Consider the following 16,504-nt stretch of genomic DNA (forward strand, 5'->3'; position numbering starts at 1 on the left):
CACTTGTGGAGAATTCAACAGGGCTAGGTTCAAGCAGAGCTAGCAGAGCCACTGTCTCACCGTCTAAGCGGAGCAGCTGAGCAATCTCCAGAGCAATTTTACCTCCAAAGCAGTATCCTGACAGAAAATAGGGACCCTTGGGCTGAATAGTACGTATTTCGTTGAGGTAGCAGCGAGCCATATCTTCAACTGTGGTCAGGGGAGTCTGTTTGCCATCGAGACCCAATGATTGTAGTCCATAAAACGGTTGCTCCGAACCCAAACAACGTGCCAAATCCCGAAAGCTGAGAATGTTACCACCGGCTCCATGAATACAAAATAGAGGGGGTTTGGAACCATTGGGCTGAATTGGTACTACTGACGACCAAGGAGCAGCACCTTGGTCTTGGCGCAGCTGGTTGACTAATTGGGCTACAGTGGGAGCCATCAGCAGAGAAGCTAAAGGCAGTTTTTTCTGGAAAACCTTCTCAATCTCAGCAAACAGGCGCACGGCTAGGAGAGAGTCTCCTCCTAGGTCATAGAAGTTATCTGTAACACTGATAGATTTGATTCCTAAGACGTTTTCCCAAATTTTGGTCAATTGACGTTCTAAGTCATCTCGGGGAGCAACAAAGGTGTTGGATGAGTCTGGCTGAGGTTGGTCAGGTGCTACCAGAGTACTGTTGTCTTTTTGGGCATCCTCTTCTTGGCCTTTGTGCCTTGGGATGTCTTGCTGGTCAGGTGTCTGACCATAGCATCCATCCCAATCCACTGATACCCCTGCTTCCCTGAGCTGTTCTACGGTAGTGAGCAAGAAGCTTAGATCCGATTGCTCCTGTCGTGGATGACGTACCGACGTTAGCACCAGCTGCTCAACCGCTTTCTGAGAGTGTCGTTTAGTTAATGTGCTCAAGGTTCGCCCAGGCCCTACTTCTAGCAGGATCGTCTCTGGTTGTTTCAACAGCTGTTGCACACCTTGAGAAAATCGCACAGTTTGCCGCAGATGCTGAGCCCAATAGCCTGGATTGACTGCTTGCTCGGCTGTAATCCAAGTGCCAGTAACATTAGATAGGTAGGGAATTTGTGGGGGATTGAGACTAACCTGTTTTACCTGGTTGGTGAAGGAGTCCAAGATCGGTTCCATCATCTTGGAATGAAAGGCATGGGAGGTATGTAGCCTGCGGTACTCTAGCCCTTGTTGATCCAATTGGTTTTGTAATAATGCGATCGCATCAGTAGGACCAGAAATCACTGATTGGGATGGCCCGTTAATCACTGCTAAGGATAGTTCCTGACCCAGCAGGGATTGCAGCTCTTGTTCTGGTAAAGGAACAGCAAGCATTGAACCACCAGGCAGTTGTTGCATCATCTGCCCTCGAAGGGCAACCAGAGATAATGCATCCTCTAAGGAGAAGACCCCAGCTACACAGGCTGCCACATATTCACCGATACTGTGACCGATCATCGCTTGGGGACTGACTCCCCAAGACATCCATAACTGAGCTAGGGCGTACTCGATCACAAACAGGGCTGGCTGGGTAATAGTAGTCTGTTTCAGTTGCTCTGTGGCCTGATTCGTCTGTTCCTGCTTTGGGTAGAGTACATGGCGCAGGTCAATACCCAGATGGGGTTTGAGGAGTTCTGAGCATCGATCAATCAAATCACGAAATGTTGATATTTCATGGATTAGTTCCAGCCCCATATTGACATATTGTGCTCCCTGTCCTGGAAACATAAATGCCACCGGCTGAAGCTTGGGCTGTTGGCCGTTTATCAATAATTGTTTCGGTAATTGTTTCGGTAGTTGTTGGGGTTGGCGAGTACTCGGTTCTAACACATCCCTGATTTCCCAGTTGCTGATTAGGTTACTTGCGGGAGCCATGATTGCTCAGATTTCACAGCAAAACTAATATAGCAAACGTTACTTATTCAATTAATACAGTATAGCTTTTTTTTGGGATTTCTTCAATACTTAGCCTTAAAACAGGGTAAAACGATTTACTGTGAGCCAACTCAGCGCGCTGTTTGAGATTTTTTTTGAGATTTTTTTGATCAATCAGGACTTACCCATTGCCCCCGTTGCTACACCAAACTTAGTATATTTTTTGAGTATTACCCCCCATATTTGGTGGGTTAGCGAGCCAAAACCAACTAAATTTAGTAACTCCTATAAATCCTGGAACTTTTATCATCAAATCTACGTCACTAGGTAGTTTATTACCTTAAAATAGCTAATTGTTTACTCTACCGGATAGATGAGTTCACAGTTTTTTCACAAAGTCTGATTAACCTGTTACCCAAGTCTGATCACTCAAGTCTGATCACTAATCAGATGTTGCTTCAGCTCAATTTAATTGTTGGAGGTTTTTCCATGAACTCGCTCAGTGCCACGTCGATCACCGTTGAGTTGATTGAATGGGAGATACTACAATATGTAGCCTTTTATTTATAATTGATTGACCGCTGTTTACAACATTAACTTTTGTTAAAATATCGAATTTTGACAGGGATTTTAAGATACTGTGTGAAAGGCTGATTAAATAGCAAAGCCATCGTTAAACCGTTTGGAAAACTAATGGTGATTCTTGCATCTATGGTCAAGTTATTCGTCCTAAAAAATCCTGAAATGGTAACAGATTATGGCAGTTTTGACAAGTTGGCACAACCGCTTCAACGACCGCCTAAAGTTCAGAGACTATTGATCACACAAATCCTAAATTTGTAGGGGACACAGCGTGAAGCGCGTCACATCCCCTCTGCTCCGGGTAGTGCGTTCCAGCAGTATTACAATCAAATCAAGTCTGACATTAACAACCGCGCTGGAACGTATTATACTTAATGGTTTTAAGGGTTTGTTGATAAATACTATCTCAGTAATGGCAGGTAATAGTCCATTGTCAAACTGCGCCAAACTAACAGAGTTTTGACAAATCATGGCCTAGCCTTATCCTAGAAATCTACTTGATTGATAAAGCAGCTCAAGGTAGGCAAAAAAAATTATCGGGTTTATCTACCTGTCTTGATGCAATAGCGAGTGGGGGTTTCCCCCAAGACCGCTTAGGTGCGCTTACAGTCGTCGAATTAAATTCGCCACGGGTCGCACCTCTGCATCGCTTTGATAGCCGTTTGTTATCGGCTGTTCGGTGCATTTTCGTGATTTAGCTCACTTAGTCCAAGTAAATCGTGAATTGGGAAGGCAAGTTTTTTCCTTTGTATACTGTTAGACTCGGGCATCTAAAATGTTGAAACTATCAATTCTTGGTATCCGTGGCATTCCCGCCCAATATGGTGGATTTGAAACTTTCGCGGAACGGCTGTCAAAATATCTTGTATCTCAGGGATGGGAAGTCACAGTATATTGTCAGGAAGAGCACAAAAATCAGATGTTTGAAGAATACTGGCATGGTATTCGTCTGGTTCATATACCGGTTCCCTATGGCAACGCACTGGGATCGATTATTTTTGACTGGAAATCTACATTACATGCGGTCAAACAAAAGGGTATCGTGCTTACCCTTGGCTATAACACAGCCATCTTCAGTATTTGGTATCGCCTCAAAGGGATTACCAATTTTATGAATATGGATGGTCTGGAATGGAAACGCAGTAAATGGAGGCTTCCTGAAAAAATTTGGTTATATCTCAATGAATGGGCTGGGTGTTGGTTAGCTAACAGTTTAATTGCTGATCATCCAGGAATCAAGAGTCATTTATTGACCCGAAAAGTAGCTTCTGATAAAATCACGATGATTCCTTATGGAACCGAGAAAGTTGTTGATGCCGACTCACAACTTTTAACCCCCTATAATCTGGTTCCGAAGGAGTATGCTTTGGTGATTGCCAGACCTGAACCAGAAAACTCGATTCTAGAGATTGTTTCTGGCTTTTCCAGGCGACATCGGGGTCTTAAATTGGTGGTGCTTGGTCGCTATTTACCTGATCAGATACCCTATCACAAACAAGTTTTAGAAGCAGCCAGTGATGAGGTGATCTTTCCTGGTGCTATCTATAATAAGTCAGTGGTTAATGCCTTGAGATTCCACGCACGACTCTATATTCATGGACATCAAGTTGGTGGCACTAATCCTTCTTTAGTAGAAGCCCTCAGCGCTGGTCAACCGGTTCTGGCAAACAATAATCGCTTCAATCGTTGGGTTGCAGGACCTGGTGCTCACTATTTCAAAAATGAATCGGAATTGGACGAGAAGCTGGAGATACTGCTAAATGATGGTGATGAACTGCAAAAAATGAAACTAGCCAGCAAAGAGCGCTACTATCAGGAATTTGCTCAGGATAAGGATATTAAAGCCTACGAAAGGTTGTTCCTATCCAAAGCCAAGCAGCTGCGTAAACTAGCTTTGTTAAGTTCTCCAATCCCTGACATAAAGTGATAGCCTTCATCAGTTGGGCTACTTGCTGATCGGGGAAAATTGGGGTTAGAGGGTAACGAGTAATGGGTAAAGGGTAATGTTAGAAACTTTTACCCATTACTTTATTTATTTTGAGCGCTCAGCGGTCAACAAGCCTTAATGACCTCTTGCAAGGTGGTAGTAAAGTTTGGATAGGAGATGGCAGCCGCTTCAGCACCGTGAATGGTAGTTGTACCTTGGGAATTGAGGGCTGCGATCGCTAAACTCATGGCAATACGGTGGTCAGTATGACTATCCACGTCTGTACCGGTTAAGGGAGTACCACCAATAATCTCTAGACCATCGGGCAATTCAGTGACCTTAGCTCCCATCTGGTTCAACTGGGATGCCATCACCGCTAAGCGATCGCTTTCCTTAACTCGCAGTTCTGCTGCATCCCGAATGATAGTAGTTCCTTGGGCAAAGACTGCTGCTACTGCTAGAATTGGTACTTCATCAATCAGGCGGGGAATCAAGTCACCCGCAATAGTGCATCCTTTGAGGTTACCGTGACGTACCCGCAAATCTGCCACCGGCTCTCCAGCCACTACTCGCTGATTTAACAGCTCAATATCAGCCCCCATCATGGATAGGGCTTCTAAAATACCTGTACGGGTAGGGTTAACACCGACATTTTCCACAATCAGTTCTGAACCGGGTACAATCGCTCCGGCTACTAACCAAAAGGCAGCTGAGCTAATATCACCAGGAACAATTACGGCTTGCCCTTGCAACTGAGCCGGTCCTGTCACCGTAACACTATTGGTTTTTGGGTCAGTAATAATCTGAGCTCCAAAGGCTTTGAGCATCCGTTCGCTGTGGTCACGGGAGAGGGCTGGTTCAGTGACAGTTGTTTGTCCTTCGGTCATTAAACCAGCGAGGAGAATACAGGATTTTACTTGAGCTGAGGCGATGGGAGAGTGGTAGTGAATTGGTTTAAGAACCGAGCCTTTAATGGCCAGGGGAGCGAGCGTTGCACCTTCACGCCCCCAGATGCTTGCTCCCATTTGTTGTAGGGGTTTCACCACACGGGACATCGGACGCGATCGCAAAGACTTGTCACCGGTTACAGTAAAAAATCGGTCAGCAGCAGAGGCGAGTAGTCCCAGAATCAGTCGTAGGGTAGTACCCGAGTTACCTGCATTTAAGACATCAACGGGTTCTTGCAGTTTCCCTAGTCCTATACCCTTAACAATCACTTGTTCAGTATTAAGTTCCGAGATATCTGCGCCCAAAGCACGAAAGCAGCTAGCAGTGCTTTGGGGGTCTTCTCCCAACAGTAACCCTTTAATGGTAGTTTTTCCTGAGGCTATCGCTCCCAACATTAAGGCTCGATGGGAAATCGATTTATCCCCTGGTATGCTGATAACTCCCTGCAAAGATAGACCAGAGGTTGGGGGATTTATGCTTAAAGTCTGTTGATTTTCCGTCGTAGTTAGGGTGACTAGATTTGCTGGCAAGGGCATAGACTTCGGTTACATTACCGTGCTGAATCATAACCGATTTTATCAAAATTCTAGGTATTACTGAGATCTGGCACCGTTGTGATTAATCCTACGGTGGGCAGTGCCTAGCAAGGTGCTTGGTCAGTTTCTGGATCTGTCTGATCCACTGCCCACCCTACATGAACTTCCTCCAGTGATTAATCCTACGGTGGGCAGTGCCTAGCAAGGTGCTTTGTCAGCTTCATTATCTGTCTGATCCACTGGCCACCCTACATGAACTTCCTCCAGTTGTGATTAATCCTACGGTGGGCAGTGCCTAGCAAGGTGCTTTGTCAGCTTCATTATCTGTCTGATCCACTGCCCACCCTACATGAACTGGATCTGTCTGATCCACTGCCCACCCTACATTAATTGAGCGTTGCTCAAGCCAAGGTTTCTGGACAATATCCCAAACCCATGGTAAATTGTTCGCAAAAAGCTTCTATGTCGCTCTGGTTTGGACTACCATGAGAAACCACAGCAACTTGGTAACGACGCATGACCTCTACCGGTGACTGTCCGGTTTCCAGACTCCACAGAGCCATTTGCACACGAATGTCAGGGCTGTAGGGAATCCCCAACTCGTTCATATAAGCCCGAAAGTCTCCATGTTGTTGAGCGGTCAAGGGTGTGTCCATCTTGACCTTAACCACCCAGCCATCAATCCGATGAATCACCGTGGCAAATTTGATAGGTAGCTGGGGCGAGTCTTTTAGATACTCAACGACTCGCAGAGTTAGACTGGCATTAGCTAAAAAGTAAAGGTAATCCATAGAGAGGAGTTAGTTAGTAACCAACTGAGGCTTGATATCATATCCGATATCTTTATTTTCGCAAGCCAGGATTGCTAACTGGTAGGGGATACTCCCCCGATCTTAGATAGGGGATATTCCCCAATGTAGGAATAACAGCATGACAGGGATTGACAAACAGACATCCAAGCACCAAATCGACCAATTAGTCTCAAGCTATGACTATGAACTACCCCAAGAGCAAATTGCCCAAACACCCTTGAGCGAGAGGGATGGTTCAAAACTGCTGGTGGTAGATTCACCAACTCACCATAGCCACCACATCTTTAGGGAATTACCTCAGCTACTGCAACCGGGTGACCTATTGATCCTCAATAACACCAGGGTTATCCCCGCTCGACTCTATGGGCGTAAATCCACTGGTGCGCCTGTGGAGATATTGTTGTTAGAAGAGCGAGAACATCAGGGACAACACCAGAGTTGGCTAGCTTTAGTGAAACCAGGTAGGCGTCTTAAGCCAGGAGCAGAGATTTGGTTTACCCCCTCATCCCAAGTTGGGCTCAACGATAGTAGCGTCTCAAAACAACTAACTACCCCCCTACCTCCTCTTAAAGCAACTGTTCTGGCAACAGATGAAGCAACCAGTGGGCGGATATTGCAGTTTGATTTCCCAGAGGGAGTATCCTGGGAAACCCTGTTGGAGTTGTATGGCCAGGTTCCTCTACCCCCCTATATCCAAGACTCTCAAGCTACCCCAGACCAGTATCAAACCATTTATGCTCAAAAGAATGGTGCTGTTGCGGCTCCCACCGCTGGACTCCATTTCACCAATGAGCTATTGGAAAACTGCCGCCAACGGGGAATTCGGCTAGGGTATATCACCCTGCACGTGGGAGTTGGTACATTTCGACCTGTAGAAGTGGAGGATATTACCGAACACGACATGCACGGAGAGTGGTTAGAAGTCCCCCAATCAACTGTGGAGCAAATTCAGGAAACTAGAGCAACCGGAGGCAGAGTTATTGCCGTAGGCACAACGGTAGTCCGTGCTCTAGAGGGAGCCGTTGTGGATGGGGAATTACAACCCTATTGTGGTAAGACTAACTTATTTATCTACCCAGGTTATCAGTGGCAGGTAGTGGAGGGATTGATTACCAATTTCCACTTACCTCGGTCGAGTTTATTAATGTTAGTTAGCGCCATGGTAGGTAGGGAGCGGTTACTGACCTTGTACCAGGATGCGATCGCTCAGGGTTATCGCTTTTATTCCTTTGGTGATGCGATGTTAATTTTGCCAGAAGCTAGAGATGTTCCCAGGGAACAGGGAATAGGGAATAGGGAATAGGGAATAGGGAATAGGGAGTAGGGAGTAGGGAATGGGGAAGAGGTAAAAAATCCTGTGTACCTGGTTACTATCAGAAACGCTATAAACAATAATTTAATTTTGAACTTCCGTACCAGATTTTTAGCCAAAAAGATAGATCCAAGCGCTGGGTTTTTTCCCAAATTTCAACGATACCGTAGCTATGGGCGTTAAATTTGAGTAGGTAATGCGATCGCTATGTCTAAAACCATGACCTCTGCTGTTGTACCTGATACTCCTTTACTGCCAACTCAGTATGACCTTCCCTGTGATGACGGTATTCCGATGGAAACTGAACGACATAAACTCCAGATGCAATTGCTGATTGATCCGTTATTGCCGTGGTTAGCCCAGCGGGAAGATGGCTATGTGGGCGGTAATATGTTTCTTCATTTCAGTGAAGCACAACTTAAAAATCAAGACTTCCGAGGTCCAGATGTCTTTGTAGTGCTTGGAGTTCCCAAAGGCGAACGACTTAGTTGGGTAGTTTGGGAAGAAGGTAAAGCACCTGATGTGATCATTGAATTAATTTCTGACAGTACAGCCAAGACCGATAAAACTACCAAAAAGCTAGTTTATCAAGACCAAGTTAGAGTACCAGAGTATTTTTGGTACGACCCGTTTAATCCAAAGGATTTTGCCGGATTTAGCTTAGACAATGGAGTCTATCAACCTTTAAGTGAAGATGAACAGGAGCGACTAGTTAGCGAAATATTAGGGTTAGCCTTAGTGCGTTGGTCAGGCTTTTACAAGGATGTGGAGGCCACTTGGCTGCGTTGGGCTACTTTGGAGGGAATTGTGCTACCTACTCCTGAAGAAAATGCGGCGATCGCTCAAGAACAAGCGGCGATCGCTCAAGAACAAGCGGCGATCGCTCAAGAAAGGGCTGAAAAACTGGCTGCTCGCTTACGAGCAATGGGAGTGAATCCAGATCAAGTTTGAAGAATAAGAATTAATAATTCTCTAAGCATTCAGCGGTCAGCGGTCAGCGGTCAGCCGTCAGTCTTTAGCTGATAGTTGAGAGCCTTTAACTGATAGCTGATAGCTGATAGCTGATAACTGACAGTAAAACCAACGTTTGCCTCTTGCCTCTTGCCTATCTTTTAAGAATTAGTATTAGCTGGCGTCAACTGTAAATATAAACAAGGAATCACCAGCAAAGCACTCAAGGTTGAGGCACATAAACCGAAGATAATTGCCATACACAACGGAAACCAAATGGGATCACTTAGTGCTAAAGGAATCAAACCAACCATGGTGGTAATACTGGTGGTGAGTACCGGGCGCAGTCGGTCAGAAGCACCATGAGCTGCAGCTTGTCGCACTTTCATTCCACTTGAACGATGCTTGTTCATGGTTTCTACGATCACGATGGAATCATTAACTACAATCCCCACTAGAGAAATAATCCCAATCATGCTAGGAAACGAAAGGGGTATCCCGAGCAAAGAGAAACCACTAAAAGTGCCAATCAAAGCAAAGGGGATAGAGAGCATAATAATGAAAGGCTGGCTGAAAGAGCCAAATTGCAGCACCAGTACCGAAAAAACTAAGAAAAGTGATACATAGGACATGTTAACTGCGGAACCAAAGGTCTCACTTTGAGTTTCAGCCTGTCCGCCAAATTTGTAATCATAACCTGGAGACCATGTTTTCTTCATTTGCTCTAATTTTGGCTGTAACTCTGCCAAAATCTCTCCAGGAGTGCGACCTTTAGCTTTAGAATAAACAGTAACTGTGCGTTCGGTATCTGTATGGGTAATCGATAGGGGAGCCATGCTCTGCTCAATATCCAATATCGCCTCTCCCGATATTGCTCCGTGGTCTGATGAAAACAGTTGAATCATTCTCAACTCATCACGACGAGTGGGACCACCTACAGCGCCATTGCGGGAGGGCCACGCAGTACTCAGGCGAATTTCTAAGTCGTCTTTTCCTGCTCTAATGGCAGAGTCTGTAATCTCGTTATCGGTCATAATGTAGCGTCCCTGCAGGGCTAGGTCATTTTCACTGATGCCATAAAAATCCATAGCTTCCCGTTTGGGTCGAAGTTTGATATCGTTGCGCAAGTCTCCCAAGCCATCACGGACATCTTCAGTCCCATCAATCTGGCGCAGTGCTAATTGGACTTCACCGGAAATCTGCCGCAGTGTGTTCATGTCATTGCCTTTTAGCTCAATGGCAATCGGGTCTCCGCCTTCACCAGTACCAGGAACATTGATGACTAGGGATGCTCCAGGATAATTACGGATGGCCTGATTCAGTTCTGTTCGCAAGTCATCTATATAGTCATAGGAGAACTGGTCGCGCTCGTTTTTTTTGGTAAATAGTGCTGAGAAACCTAGTAAATAGTTATCCTGTGTCGGCTTAAGACCACTCTCTGCCACTAAAGCACTTTTTTGACCAACTAATTTGGTGACACTTTCAAAATAATCCTTGGAACGCAAAATTTCTCCTAAATCATCTGCCACTTGTTGAGACTTTGCCAAGGTGGCTGTGGGGGGTAATTCCACATTGATACTGATGGGGCGGGTGTCAGCATCAGGAAAAAGCGTTCCTGGTAATTGCGCAACCGCAACCAAAGAGGTAATAAAAATAACTACAGTTCCGACAATCCAAGCACCAGCTATTGCTCGGTTACGTACTGTAAACTTGAGACTCCAGTTTTTAAACCATTCAGAGGCGGATTCGGTTAGTTTATCAATGCGGGTTTTTTGCATCCCGCCTTTGACATTACCTAACACAAAGCGAGACAAGGGTATATCGATTAATAAAGCGATCGCATAACTGAGCAACAGACAGATAATTGCTGTGATGGGCATCAACCGTACAAACTTGCCCATCGTGCCACTAATTACCAGCAGGGGTGCCATAGCTAGAATGGTTGTGAGCTGACCGGAAAACGCTGGTGCTGCATAGGTTTTCACAGTCTTAAGGGCTGCCTGATTAAAGGTTAACCCCTCCACAAACAGTGCATCATGCATCCCCTCCATCATTAAGATGAATACATCCACCAGCAATCCTAGTGCTATGACCATCCCATATAAGATCATATTGTTAAGGGTGTACCCACTAAGCCAGAGCAGAAATATAGCTCCGAGAAAGGTTAAAGGAATCGATAACCCTGCAATTATGGCTTCTCGCCAGGTCAGGGCAATGAACAAGATGATAAAAACACCAATAACTGCCTGAATCACATTACTGATCAGGTTATTCTGCTCATCGTGAATCTGTTCGTCCTGCCTGTAGGTAATCCGATAATCCATCCCAAAAGGCCAGACATTGAGGTCTTGCTTGAGAGACTCCAGTTCTTCTAAGGTTTTTTCGATGACCTTAATTGAGTCAGACCCTGGTACTTTCACTACATCCATGCTGACGGTGGGTTCAAACTCAGAACCCTGCCAACTAATGAAGGCACGAGTCTTTTCCCTTTCCAAATCCCGACGTACTAAGGCAACTTCATCGAGGCGCACTACCCTACCATCAGCACCACCCAAACGAGTGATAGGCAAGCTACGTAAATCTTCCAAGGTACGAAACCTACCGTACAATCGTACCTGAGCCCCAATCTGTTCATTTTCAATCTGGTCCCAGGGCATATCCTGGTTAGCAACTCTGAGGCGGTCACTTACTGTTGTTGGGGAAATCCCCAAAGTAATCATGCGGCTGGGGATAAGTTGGACATTGATAACTTCTTTCCGTTGTCCTGCTACATTAACCTCCCGTACACCCGAGACTTTTTCGAGTCTTTCTTGAATATCTTCCGCCGCCCGACTGAACACTGCCGGATCGAGATTACCATATAAAGCAATCGAGAAAATTGGGACATCTTGGGCAGAGATTTGCTCTATATTGGGTTGCTCAGCCTCTGAATTAATCTCCGGTTCAGCATCATCCACTTTTTGCCGCAGCAGTGCCATCGACTCCTGAACATTGGCATTAGCTTGAAATTCAACTAATATCTGGGAGAAACCGTTGAAAGAAGCACTCTCAACTTTCTTCAATCCCTTGAGGGATTTGAGTTCTTTTTCTATTTTATCGGTAACTTGAGTTTCTATGGTTTCTGGGTCAGCCCCTGGCCAAGTAGTAGTCACTATCGCCATGGGAATTTCCACATCTGGATCGGCTTCTTTGACCATCGACTGATAACCCATCAATCCACCCAAGGTTAGCAAAACGATCAAGAGAATACCAAATACTGTTTTCAGGAAAAAGAATTTAGCTAAACCTGAGGCTCGGTTAACATCAGGCACATCATGCCCATTATGCCCATTATGCCCATTATGATCTAATTTATCCTGTAAAACCTCAGGTTTAGAGTTGGAGGAAACCAGCTTACTACTCATCAATTACCTACCAAAGGAAAACGTCATCTTAGCAATTACCGTAAGCATTCAGCATTCAGCATTCAGCATTCAGCATTCAGTTAATAGCTATTAGCTATTAGCTATTAGCATTCAGCTTATGGGCTACGCGCAATCGGTGCTTTTGAATAAAACAGGTAACCATTTGTTTAATCTGAGTTACGTCTGCATGATAGCTGACCGCTGACCGCTGAATGCTTACCAATTACCAACTGCCCAAATTATTCCTTACTAGTTAATAACTTCAACTGGTGTGCCATCAACTAAGCGATTGAGTCCTTCTGTGACAACTAAATCGCCAGGTTCAACACCACTTTTAATTTCTTGCATAGAAATCCCCTTAATACCCTCTGTTACCGGACGCAGTTGAACGACGTTTTCTTGTTGATTTACAACAAATACATAGGGTTTCTGGTCTCGGTAGACAATTGCATTACTAGGAACACTTAGGGCTGTGGGGTTTTCTTCTACAGCGATCCAAAGAGAAACTCGCTCCCCATCCAGTAAATTCTTACTTCCTTGGTACAGGCGGATGGTCACGTTTACAGAACGCTCACCAGGGTTAACCGAAGGACTGACTGAAAAAATTGTGCCTCGGGCTTTAGCAAGGCGAAACAATTCCTGTTGGGTCATGCCTCTACTAGAGGCAGTACTCATGTCTTGATCTAACACCACATAAGCTGATTGACCGGGTTGCACCAATGGGCCATAAAAGGTGGGTAGTTCTACAAGAACTTCATAAGCGCTAGGGTCATTGACAATGATAGGCACTGAATCGACTACAGTCTGATAATTACTAGTGTTTACACTGTTTAAAATTTGGGTTGTCCAGAAGTCTCCCTCTCGGATATTAAGGTGGGCTACAATTCCATCAAAGGGTGCTACAATCTCCGTATCTTCTAAACTAATGGTAGAGCGAGTTTGCCCAGCCTTGGCTGAAGCAATCTGGGCTTGAGTAGCAGTTAATTGTGACTGGGCAGATGCTAACTGACTTTCAGCAGCTTTGACATTGCTCAAGGCAGCATTAACTTGAGCTTGTGCTGCTCTGACTTGGGATTGAGCATCCTCGGCTCTATTTCTGTAGACATCAACATCACTCTCTGAGATTACACCGGCATCGAAAAGTTCTAGACGGCGTTTGAATTCAGATATCGCTAAATCAAAATCATTTTTTGCTGCTTCAAACTGGGCTTGGGCGCTGATTACTTGTGCTTTGGTTTGTTCTACATTTGCTTGAGATTGAGACAAATTTGCTTGTGCTGTTACCCGTTGGGTCTGAGCTTCAGCAGTTTGGGCTTGAGCTTGTGCCAGCTCTGCTCGCAGTCTGCGGTCATCTAATTTTGCTAGTAATTCACCCTTTTTGACAAAATCTCCCTCTCGTAGATCCCGTCCATTAACTTTTTTGAGATAGGTGATAGTTCCTGAGGTTTGGAAGGTCAGGTGTTTGCCTCGCACTGCTGAAACGAAACCATTGCCAAAAACTAACTGTTGCAGTGGATAAATTTTGACTGGGGTGGCTCGTACAGGTAACCGGTTAGGTTCAGCTGGGGCTGCTGTGATGGTGTTTTGTGATACCTCGGGATTAGGTTGGGACTGTTTGAAAGCGATCGCACCCAATGCTATAATACCGATACCTAGCAACAGAAAAGGCCACATCGGTCGCTTTTTACGGGAGGGATTGGCGGGGGTATTGGTTGCTTCCCTGGCAGCTTCCGTTTCTACTTCGGGTAATGGGTCTTGTGGTTGCTGTTCAACCCCTTGATCAATGTGTTCCTGAATTGGTTGAGGTGAGGACAAGTGCTTTTGAGGCAAAGGATTTGATTTCATTGTTTATTTCCTGTAGCGTCAAGTCTTAAGTACTTTTGAGTTGCACAGTATGGGGTTAGTTACCCTATATAAAGGATATCGCCTGTAACCAAGGAGTTTGTTTCTAGAGAAATGCCACAGGGGCAATCAGAACGAGCAGAAACTCATAATATATCAGTTGGAGCAACCCTGCCATCAACCGGTGGTATAGGATTACCGGAAGTTTTGTCAAGTATACAGCTTCAAAACCTGTGTTGAAATCAGGATAAGCACCAAAACCGAGGGATCAGATTATTGTATTAAGGGAGTAGGGAATCGGGAATCGGAAGCGCTTAGCCCTCTATAGCAATCCTAAATCATTGTCTTGATGCAGTCGCTCATGGGGGAAACCCCCTGTTCCCTTGCTGCATCGCTTGTAAAATCACTGCACTTTTTAAAAACTAGCTCCAACTCCTGTCTCATCTGCCTTCTGCCATTCCCCTCCTGGGAGGGGTTAGGGGTGGGTGCCTTCTGCCTTAAAGCAGACCATTTATTTCACGAATCAGATCGGATTGCTATATAGGCTTTCAGCTGTACGCCAGACGGGATAAATTAATGGCTGCATTTAAATATTGGTCAATTTGTTGACAAATCACAAATCACAAATCATAAATCATAAATCATAAATTAACCCCACCAGTGTTTTAAACCAGTGGGGTTTGCTGAGGATTAATTCAAACTAATTACAACGATTCAATTCCTTGATTCAAAAGGTGAATTCTGAGAAATTGATAGCTGAATGCTTACCTTCACCAGACTTAAACATACGATCACTATTTCGGCTCTTTGCAAATAATGTATTGATGTTGGTGGTCAGTGAAATAGCTCCACATGCGGCGCATGTCGTTAGTCGGAGTGTTAAACTTAACATCGATATCATTCACTCCAGTGACATACCAGCCTGACCATGAACCATTGAACCAACGAATTTTATAGGCAACAACATCACCCCCCAAAAGCTTATTGTCGATCTCAGTATTTAGTCCTTGAGCCCATCCTATATCTCTTCCTATTGGAAGTAGAGGCGATTGGTCAGATCCTACCAATTTACAAACTGCTTGAGTGCCAAGTTCATGGTGGATGCAGTCACGTCCACGACAGTTATTAGCTGCAAAAGACGGCTCGCCTGGCAACATGGTTATTGCTGTAAGAACCAAATAATTTAAACCGATCAAGAAACTCTGTTTTAGCTTACTCATGATTCTAGTTTGCTGTTTACTTCAATTAGAAAATCAGGGTTCAAATTGGGTGAAAAATATCACCAACGCTTAACTATTATCTTTGCTAGTCTTTGCTAGAACTATTTGGGTTTGGAAAAATTACTTAATAAGTCAGATCATATAAACATCAAGGGGCTCAAATCAATTAATTCTAAAATCTAGAGCCTCTTAATACGCAAGCACCATGATCTGACACATCCAAGCCAACTAGTTTAAGCATGGATGTAACTAATCAGAAAAATCGCTACGAACTCAAGCAGCGCTCTCTCAAGATAGAGTTCATTGTTGATTATTATCCCCAGAGGGAGGTCTTTTCTTTTACTGCTTTAGGTTGGTAGCTATGACAAGAACGATTTAACGTTGATGACTGATTTATTTACCAATAATAATATTACATATAAATCTGGAAAAATTGAGCTAATCCAAGTAAAATTTACTCAATCTTTAAAATAATCAAGTTTTAATGAAAAATTCTTTGATAAGAGATAATTCAGTCAATATAGCATTTACCAATAGGTCATAAACAATATTGCTGTGTCTTGATGCAGTCGGTCATGGGGGTTCCCCCCATGACCGCGCTGCATCGCTTTCTGATAACATCAAAAACTATTCGGAGCTCTTTCCTACTGGGTGCATCTCAGTTTTGCAATTAGGCAAAAATTCGGGCGAAAATTTCTACACTCCCCGCGCCCGGGCCCCACACTCCCCGCGCCCGGGCCCCACACTTCCGATCTTTTTTACAAATATGAGATGCACCCTTCCTACTCTTCCCTGTTCTCTGTTTCCTGTTCCCTATATTGATGCAGTCCTATGTTTACATCTCAAATAAAAACGCTATACTTGGGTTCCCTAAGATGCATTTAAATTTCCACCTCAAGTAGCGTGACCTACGGTCAATCGCGTAGCTTGGCCAACGGCCAATCGTTCCCGTAGCGTGACCAACGGTCAATCCACTTGTGAAAAAGCCGGTCTACCCTCTGACCATCTCCCCATCTCCCCAAAGCGCCCCTATTCACAATTTAAATGTGTGAATAAGGGCTGTTCCATTATTGATGTTGACAGAATAGGACTTAGAAACTGTTTATAAA

At 44.6% G+C, this 16,504-nt stretch carries 11 protein-coding genes; 4 read left to right on the top strand and 7 right to left on the bottom strand.

Annotation, left to right across the window (positions count from 1 at the left end):
• A partial coding sequence (locus F6K37_RS14660) for an alpha/beta fold hydrolase (protein WP_287250945.1) occupies nucleotides 1-1,861 on the bottom strand: 1,861 nt, incomplete at its 3' end.
• A gap of 1,357 nt (nucleotides 1,862-3,218) precedes the next feature.
• On the opposite strand from F6K37_RS14660, the gene F6K37_RS14665 reads away from it, so the two are divergent.
• Complete coding sequence (locus F6K37_RS14665) at nucleotides 3,219-4,370, top strand: DUF1972 domain-containing protein (RefSeq protein ID WP_287250946.1); 1,152 nt, start codon at nucleotides 3,219-3,221, stop codon at nucleotides 4,368-4,370.
• 125 nt (nucleotides 4,371-4,495) lie between these two features.
• On the opposite strand, the gene aroA is transcribed toward F6K37_RS14665, so the two are convergent.
• Together aroA and F6K37_RS14675 are read right to left on the bottom strand one after the other, a co-directional pair.
• On the bottom strand, nucleotides 4,496-5,854 hold the full coding sequence (aroA, locus tag F6K37_RS14670) for a 3-phosphoshikimate 1-carboxyvinyltransferase (RefSeq protein ID WP_502887745.1): 1,359 nt from the start codon (nucleotides 5,852-5,854) through the stop codon (nucleotides 4,496-4,498).
• Nucleotides 5,855-6,255: 401 nt separating this feature from the next.
• Nucleotides 6,256-6,645, bottom strand: a complete 390-nt coding sequence (locus tag F6K37_RS14675; protein ID WP_008188520.1) for a hypothetical protein — start codon at nucleotides 6,643-6,645, stop codon at nucleotides 6,256-6,258.
• 139 nt (nucleotides 6,646-6,784) lie between these two features.
• Between F6K37_RS14675 and queA the strand changes: the two genes are divergently transcribed.
• Nucleotides 6,785-7,969 carry a tRNA preQ1(34) S-adenosylmethionine ribosyltransferase-isomerase QueA gene (gene queA, locus F6K37_RS14680; protein WP_008188519.1) on the top strand — a complete coding sequence of 395 codons (1,185 nt, stop codon included), beginning with the start codon at nucleotides 6,785-6,787 and terminating at the stop codon, nucleotides 7,967-7,969.
• Nucleotides 7,970-8,185: 216 nt separating this feature from the next.
• Nucleotides 8,186-8,929: a Uma2 family endonuclease gene (locus F6K37_RS14685; RefSeq protein WP_008188518.1), complete on the top strand. Its 744-nt coding sequence runs from the start codon at nucleotides 8,186-8,188 to the stop codon at nucleotides 8,927-8,929.
• A gap of 161 nt (nucleotides 8,930-9,090) precedes the next feature.
• Here F6K37_RS14685 and F6K37_RS14690 read toward each other — a convergent pair whose 3' ends face one another.
• Both F6K37_RS14690 and F6K37_RS14695 read right to left on the bottom strand, forming a co-directional pair.
• Complete coding sequence (locus tag F6K37_RS14690; protein WP_287250947.1) at nucleotides 9,091-12,333, bottom strand: efflux RND transporter permease subunit; 3,243 nt, start codon at nucleotides 12,331-12,333, stop codon at nucleotides 9,091-9,093.
• A gap of 249 nt (nucleotides 12,334-12,582) precedes the next feature.
• Nucleotides 12,583-14,178, bottom strand: coding sequence for an efflux RND transporter periplasmic adaptor subunit (locus F6K37_RS14695; RefSeq protein WP_287250948.1), 1,596 nt, complete (start codon nucleotides 14,176-14,178; stop codon nucleotides 12,583-12,585).
• 111 nt (nucleotides 14,179-14,289) lie between these two features.
• Here F6K37_RS14695 and F6K37_RS14700 point away from each other — a divergent pair, with 111 nt between their 5' ends.
• The gene (locus tag F6K37_RS14700; RefSeq protein WP_287250949.1) at nucleotides 14,290-14,415 is read left to right on the top strand and encodes a hypothetical protein; all 126 of its coding nucleotides are present in this window, start codon (nucleotides 14,290-14,292) and stop codon (nucleotides 14,413-14,415) included.
• A gap of 554 nt (nucleotides 14,416-14,969) precedes the next feature.
• On the opposite strand, the gene F6K37_RS14705 is transcribed toward F6K37_RS14700, so the two are convergent.
• Together F6K37_RS14705 and F6K37_RS14710 are read right to left on the bottom strand one after the other, a co-directional pair.
• Nucleotides 14,970-15,395: a hypothetical protein gene (locus F6K37_RS14705; protein WP_287250950.1), complete on the bottom strand. Its 426-nt coding sequence runs from the start codon at nucleotides 15,393-15,395 to the stop codon at nucleotides 14,970-14,972.
• Nucleotides 15,396-16,309: 914 nt separating this feature from the next.
• Nucleotides 16,310-16,432 (bottom strand): hypothetical protein, encoded by a 123-nt coding sequence (locus F6K37_RS14710; protein ID WP_267872101.1) that lies wholly within the window; start codon nucleotides 16,430-16,432, stop codon nucleotides 16,310-16,312.
• Nucleotides 16,433-16,504: the final 72 nt, after the last annotated feature.

The organism is Moorena sp. SIO4E2, assembly GCF_010671945.1.
Lineage (GTDB): Bacteria > Cyanobacteriota > Cyanobacteriia > Cyanobacteriales > Coleofasciculaceae > Moorena > Moorena producens.